This window comes from Vulcanococcus sp., from assembly GCF_044369115.1.
In the GTDB taxonomy this organism is placed as follows: Bacteria; Cyanobacteriota; Cyanobacteriia; order PCC-6307; family Cyanobiaceae; genus Vulcanococcus.
The window spans coordinates 1-5,756 of record NZ_JBIPMN010000170.1; the positions used below are offsets into that span (position 1 = coordinate 1).

9 protein-coding genes are annotated in these 5,756 nt (G+C 64.7%); all 9 read right to left on the minus strand.

The window, feature by feature from the left end; all coding sequences use genetic code 11:
* The coding region (locus tag ACIQ2E_RS12015) for an uL13 family ribosomal protein (protein ID WP_398330779.1) at nucleotides 1-183 on the minus strand (183 nt) is incomplete at its 3' end.
* A gap of 179 nt (nucleotides 184-362) precedes the next feature.
* A complete protein-coding gene (gene truA / locus ACIQ2E_RS12020) occupies nucleotides 363-1,199 on the minus strand; it encodes a tRNA pseudouridine(38-40) synthase TruA (protein ID WP_398330783.1) in 837 nt (278 codons plus the stop codon).
* Between the two features lie 120 nt (nucleotides 1,200-1,319).
* Entirely contained in the window at nucleotides 1,320-1,670 is a 351-nt protein-coding gene (gene rplQ / locus ACIQ2E_RS12025; protein ID WP_010311623.1) for a 50S ribosomal protein L17, read from the minus strand.
* Nucleotides 1,671-1,720: 50 nt separating this feature from the next.
* Nucleotides 1,721-2,659, minus strand: coding sequence for a DNA-directed RNA polymerase subunit alpha (locus ACIQ2E_RS12030; RefSeq protein ID WP_398330787.1), 939 nt, complete (start codon nucleotides 2,657-2,659; stop codon nucleotides 1,721-1,723).
* Nucleotides 2,660-2,717: 58 nt separating this feature from the next.
* Complete coding sequence (gene rpsK / locus ACIQ2E_RS12035; RefSeq protein ID WP_398330790.1) at nucleotides 2,718-3,110, minus strand: 30S ribosomal protein S11; 393 nt, start codon at nucleotides 3,108-3,110, stop codon at nucleotides 2,718-2,720.
* A 129-nt stretch (nucleotides 3,111-3,239) separates the two neighbouring features.
* Nucleotides 3,240-3,605, minus strand: a complete 366-nt coding sequence (gene rpsM / locus ACIQ2E_RS12040; RefSeq protein WP_296443271.1) for a 30S ribosomal protein S13 — start codon at nucleotides 3,603-3,605, stop codon at nucleotides 3,240-3,242.
* Between the two features lie 68 nt (nucleotides 3,606-3,673).
* On the minus strand, nucleotides 3,674-3,787 hold the full coding sequence (gene rpmJ, locus ACIQ2E_RS12045) for a 50S ribosomal protein L36 (protein ID WP_010311631.1): 114 nt from the start codon (nucleotides 3,785-3,787) through the stop codon (nucleotides 3,674-3,676).
* A gap of 46 nt (nucleotides 3,788-3,833) precedes the next feature.
* Nucleotides 3,834-4,382 carry an adenylate kinase gene (locus tag ACIQ2E_RS12050; RefSeq protein ID WP_398330794.1) on the minus strand — a complete coding sequence of 183 codons (549 nt, stop codon included), beginning with the start codon at nucleotides 4,380-4,382 and terminating at the stop codon, nucleotides 3,834-3,836.
* A gap of 43 nt (nucleotides 4,383-4,425) precedes the next feature.
* On the minus strand, nucleotides 4,426-5,703 hold the full coding sequence (gene secY / locus ACIQ2E_RS12055) for a preprotein translocase subunit SecY (protein WP_398330797.1): 1,278 nt from the start codon (nucleotides 5,701-5,703) through the stop codon (nucleotides 4,426-4,428).
* Nucleotides 5,704-5,756: the final 53 nt, after the last annotated feature.

Consider the following 5,756-nt stretch of genomic DNA (forward strand, 5'->3'; position numbering starts at 1 on the left):
CTCAGCGTTGATCACCACGACGAAATCGCCGGCGTCAAGGTGAGGGGCGAAGTTGGGGTTGTTCTTGCCCCGGAGCACCGATGCCACTTCGCTGGCGAGACGGCCGAGGGTCTGGTTCTCAGCATCCACCAGATACCACTGGCGACTGGAGGGATCCTGAGGGGGAACGAGAGTCTTGTTCATCGCACCGGCGGGCCGGATCGGTAAGAGCTCCACTGCTCAAAAGAAGCAGAGGGGCGGGACAGGGCGTCTGGACGGAAGGTCTGGACTGGGACGGCAGGGCATCCGATCACTCGGACGTCTGAAGCTCGTGGAGCGACCCTACCTCGCCGCCTGTCACGCCCCCTTCGCGGAGAGCCTGCTCAGGCGCGGGGCGGAGAGTCGGAACACTCCAGCAAATACCGCGGTTGGCAATCATACCAGGCAGCCTCAGGGAACACCGGCGTGGGATAGCCCACCCGCAGGAGACACAGCCCGTGCGGTGGGGCCGCCTCCTTCACCTCGTGGCGGGCACCGGAGCGCCAGCGCTGCTCGAAGGCCGCAAGGCTGAGGCGCTGCTCCCCCACCGCCACCAGCTGGCCCATCACCAGGCGCACCATGCCGTAGAGGAAGCCTGAGGCCTGCAGCTCCACCTCAATCAGATCGCCGCGCCGCACCAGCTGCACCTCCTGCAGGGTGGTGCGCGAATGGGAGCGGGCGCTGCCGGCTCGTTCAAACGCCGCGAAATCGTGTTCGCCGAGCATGCCCTCCAAGGCCTGGCGCATCAGCTGCTCATCGAGGCGCTGCTGGTAGCGGTGCCAGCTCCAGGGGGCGAGGAAGAGGTTGGGCAGCCGCGCGTTGTAGAGGGTGTAGCGGTAACGCCGGAAGCTGGCGCTGAAGCAGGCGTGCCAATCGGGCGGCACCTCCGCGCCAGCGCGCACGCGGATGCTGGCGGGCAGCCGGCCATTCAAGGCGGCAGGCCAGCGCTGGGCTGGGATCGGACCTTCCACATCCACATGCACCACCTGAGCGGCGGCATGCACACCCGTGTCGGTGCGGCCAGCAGCCTGCACGCTCACGGGCCGGCGGGGATCAAGAGCCGCGATGGCCGCCTCGAGGGTTTCCTGCACGCTGGGATCACGCGGTTGACGCTGCCAACCGCAGTAGGGCGCTCCGTCGTATTGCAGACAGAGCGCGATGCGCCGGGCTGGGGCACTCATGGGTTCAGCCAACCGTTCCACAGCAGCAGACACACCTGGAGCCAACACAACGCAGCCGGACACAACAAAGCCGCGCGGGTCACAAGACCACGCGCGGCTGGTTGAACGGCCAAGTCTGAATCAGACCAGCTCGATGATCGCCATCTCGGCGTTGTCGCCGCGGCGAGGCACGGTGCGAATGATGCGGGTGTAACCGCCATTGCGATCGCCGTAGCGTTCCTGGGCCTTGTCAAACAGGGCGTGCACCAGCTGCTTGTCGTAGATGTAGCCGATGGCGCGGCGGCGAGCCGCGAGGCTGCCGTCCTTAGCCAGGCTGATCATGCGCTCGGCCTCATCGCGCAGAGCCTTGGCACGGGCCTTGGTGGTGGTGAGGCGACCTTCGCGGATCAGCTGCGTGGTGAGGGCGCGCAGCATCGCTTTGCGTTGGTCGGCGGGGCGTCCCAGCTTGGGAACTCGGCACTGGTGGCGCATGACGGATGCGGTGGGTAAGCGTTAACAGAAAAGGAACGACGCGCGCTCAATCAGGCGCTGGTGCGGCTCTGGGGCAGGGAGATGCCGATGCGCTCAAGCGCTTCGATCACCTCATCAGCCGACTTGGAACCGAAGTTCTTGATCTCCAGCAGATCTTCATAGCTGAAGCCCATCAGGTCGGACACGGAGTTGACCTGGGCACGCTTGAGGCAGTTGTAGGCGCGAACCGAAAGGTTCAGCTCCTCAAGGGGAATCTGAGCCTCAGCGGAGGGCTCGGGCTCCAGGCCCGGCTCATCCACCATGGTGAGGCTGGCCAGAGGCTGGAACAGTGCAATCAGCTGGTTGGCCGCCTGAGCCATGGCATCGTCGGGGGTGACGGAGCCATCGGTTTCGATTTCGAGGCGCAGGCGCTCGCGAGCGGAGCCGCCTTCACCCACAGCGGTTTCATCCACGCTGTAGTTCACGCGGCGCACCGGCATGAACACGGCATCGATCTGGAGAAGATCGATGGCACTGGTGTCTTCTGTGCGGCGATCGACGGGGCGATAGCCGACGCCGCGCTCCACATGCACTTCCAGCTCAAGGCAGTAGCCATCGGCCACGGTGGCAATCGGACGATCACCATCAATCACGCTCACCTGGGAGGAGAACTGCAGGTCGGAGGCGGTGACGGTGCAGGGGCCATTGGCCACCAGACGACCGATCTCCAGCTCACGGGTGCGGCTGCTGACGGCGATGTCCTTGCAGTTCAGCAGGATGTCGAGCACGTCTTCGCGCACACCAGGAACGGTGGCGTACTCGTGGTTCACGCCGGCGATACGCACGGCCGTGATGGCGCTGCCCTCGAGGGCTCCCATCAGCACGCGGCGCAGGGAGTTGCCGAGGGTGATGGCCTGACCCCGCTCAAGGGGGCCAATCACAAAGACGCCGGTCTGGGAACGGTCGTCGGCGATCTGGTGTTCGACCCGATCGATCTGGTACTGCAACACGGTCTGAAGCTCGAAAGAAGAGGAGGAGCCCCCTCTGGGGCAGGGCTAAGGCGTCGGATCAGACCCGGCGACGCTTGGAGCGGCGGCAGCCGTTGTGGGGCAGAGGTGTGACGTCGCGAATCAAGGTGATCTCCAGGCCGGCCACCTGCAGGGCACGGATGGCGGTTTCACGGCCGGAACCAGGACCGCGCACCAGCACCTCGATCTGGCGCATCCCCTGCTCAAGGGCGCGACGGGCGGCTGCTTCTGCGGCGGTCTGGGCGGCGAAGGGGGTGCCTTTACGGGCACCCTTGAAACCGCTGGCTCCTGCGGAACTCCAGGAGATCACTTCACCAGCGGTGTCGGTGATCGAAACGATGGTGTTGTTGAAGGTGCTCTGAATGTGCGCCACACCGTTGGGCACATTGCGCTTCGTCTTCTTGGGGCCGGATTTCTTGGCGGGCTTGGCCATGGGTTAGAGCCCTGCAACCGCAGGGAGGTAATCGAGGAACTGGGGGAGCAACCTGGTGACGCCAGCGCCCTATGGGGAGCTGCCGGCAGGTGCGAGATCAAAGGCCGAAGGCCGGAAGCAGGTAAGGCCTTACTTCTTCTTACCGGCAACGGTCTTACGAGCGCCGCGGCGGGTGCGGGCATTGGTACGGGTGCGCTGACCACGGACGGGCAGGCCGGCACGGTGACGACGGCCGCGAACGCAGCCGATGTCCTGCAGGCGCTTCATGGCCATGCCTTCCTGACGGCGCAGGTCGCCTTCAAGGGTGTAACCCTCAGCGGCGCCGCGCAGCTTCTGCACGTCGGCGTCGTCAAGGTCCTTGACGCGGGTATCAGGGTTGACACCGGTTTTGGCCAGGATTTTCTTGGCCGTGGTCAGGCCGATCCCGTACACGTAGGTGAGGGCGATTTCGATCCTCTTGTCGCGAGGAATATCAACGCCGGCAATCCGAGCCACAGAAACTAACGATGGGGTGAGCAGGGGAGGGGTTGGCCCGTAGGCCGATGGCAAGACTCAACCAGGGATCAACCCTGGCGCTGCTTGTGCTTGGGGTTGGCGCAGATCACCATCACCCGGCCGTGGCGACGAATCACACGGCACTTGTCGCACATTTTCTTGACCGAGGCACGCACCTTCATGGGAGCGGTCTCTCCAATTTTGCAAACGCTGACCCTACCACACGGGTCAACCCAACACGCTGGCGATCCGCGCCTTGATCTCCTCAACCGTGCCAGCCGCTTCAACAGGCGCAATGAGGCCGCGCTCGCGGTAGTAAGCGATCAGAGGCTCGGTCTGCTGGCGGTACACCTCGAGGCGATGACGGATCACCGCTTCGTTGTCGTCGGCGCGGCCGCGGGAGAGCAAACGCTGCACCAGCACCGCATCATCGAGCTCCATCAGCACAACGCGCTCGATCTGCTGGCCGAGCTCCTCAAGCAGCTGCGCCAGGGCATCGGCCTGGGCCACGTTGCGAGGGAAGCCATCAAGCAGCCAGCCACCGGAGTGGGCCTGCAGCCGGCTGCGCACGATCGCCAGCACCAGCGCGTCGCTCACCAGCTCACCGCGGGCCATCACGGCTTCAGCTTCCTTCCCCAGCTCACTACCGGCAGCCACTTCAGCCCGCAGCAGATCACCAGTGGACAGGTGGAGCAATCCCTGGCTCTCAGCGAGGCGCTGGGCCTGGGTGCCCTTGCCAGCGCCCGGGGGGCCGAGGAAGAGGAGGCGTTGCTTCATGACACGAAGGGGTACAACAGAACGGAATCAACAATGGTGGCGCTCACTGGCGCACCATGCCCTCGTAGCGCTGCGAGATCACGGCGGTCTGGAGCTGCTTGGCGGTCTGGATGGCCACACCCACCAGGATCAGCAAGCTGGTGGCACCGAGGCCCTGGAACGTTTTCACCTGGGTGGCCGATTCCACAGCGGAGGGAATGATCGCCACGGCTCCTAGGAACAGAGCACCGAGCAGGGTGAGGCGGTTCTGCACGCCACTGAGGTAGGTGGCGGTGGCAGAACCGGGGCGCACGCCGGGGATCGCCACACCGGAGCGCTTGAGGTTGGTAGCCACGTCGACCGGGTTGATCGTGAGGGTGGCGTAGAAGAAGGAAAAGCCGATGATCAGCGCAAAGAACAGCAGCGCGTACACCCACGGGGTGCCGCTGTTGGGGCTTAGAGCTGAAGCGATGTTGATCAGCCAGGGCTGCTTGGTGATGTTGGCGATGGTGAGCGGCAGGAACACCACAGCCGAAGCAAAGATGATCGGCATCACACCGCCGGCATTGAGCTTGAGCGGCAGATAGCTCTGACGAGCCGAGAGGCTGGCACCGCCCACCTGACGCTTCGCGCTCACGATGGGGATGCGCCGGTTGCCCTCTTCCACGCACACGATGCCCACAATCGTGAGCAGGAAGACGGCCACGAGCACCACGATGCCGCCCACAGTGCTGCGATCACCGCTCTGGGCCAGCTCAATCGTGGAGCCAAGGGCCCTGGGCAGGGTGGCCACGATGTTGAGGTAGATCACCAGCGAGGCGCCCTGACCAATACCGCGCTCGGTGATCACCTCACTGATCCACATCACCACCATCGAACCGGTCACCAGGGCCACAGCCGTCTGCAGGACAAACACCAGATCAGACGTGCCGGCGAGCGCGTAGGGCCTCAGGATCAGGGCAAACACGATGCTCTGCAAGATGCCCCAGCCGAGCGCCACATAACGCGTGTACTGGGCGATCTTGCGGCGGCCCGCCTCACCTTCGTTTTTCTGCAGATCCTCGAGCTGCGGCAGCGCCGAGGTGAGCAGCTGCAGGATGATCGACGCGTTGATAAACGGCAGGATCCCGAGACCAAACACCCCCAGGGTGGAGATGCCACCGCCGGTGAAGATGTCGAGGAAGCCGATCAGCTGACCACCGCGGGCGATGAAATCCTGAAAGGCGACCCGATCGATGCCGGGCACCGGGATGTAGATCCCCAAGCGCACCAGGAGCAGCAGGCCGAGCGTGATCAACACGCGGTTGCGCAGATCCTTGGCCTGAATCAGCTGGGTGAGGATTTCACCGGCACTGGGGTTACGACCCCGGCTGACGAGCCTGGCGGGCGGGCGGG

Bases quoted from the DNA above. Each gene is read 5' to 3' on its own strand.
- rplQ (WP_010311623.1), bottom strand. From the start codon at position 1,670: ATGCGCCACCAGTGCCGAGTTCCCAAGCTGGGACGCCCCGCCGACCAA.
- rpmJ (WP_010311631.1), bottom strand. From the start codon at position 3,787: ATGAAGGTGCGTGCCTCGGTCAAGAAAATGTGCGACAAGTGCCGTGTG.
- rpsK (WP_398330790.1), bottom strand. From the start codon at position 3,110: ATGGCCAAGCCCGCCAAGAAATCCGGCCCCAAGAAGACGAAGCGCAAT.
- truA (WP_398330783.1), bottom strand. From the start codon at position 1,199: ATGAGTGCCCCAGCCCGGCGCATCGCGCTCTGTCTGCAATACGACGGA.
- ACIQ2E_RS12050 (WP_398330794.1), bottom strand. From the start codon at position 4,382: ATGAAGCAACGCCTCCTCTTCCTCGGCCCCCCGGGCGCTGGCAAGGGC.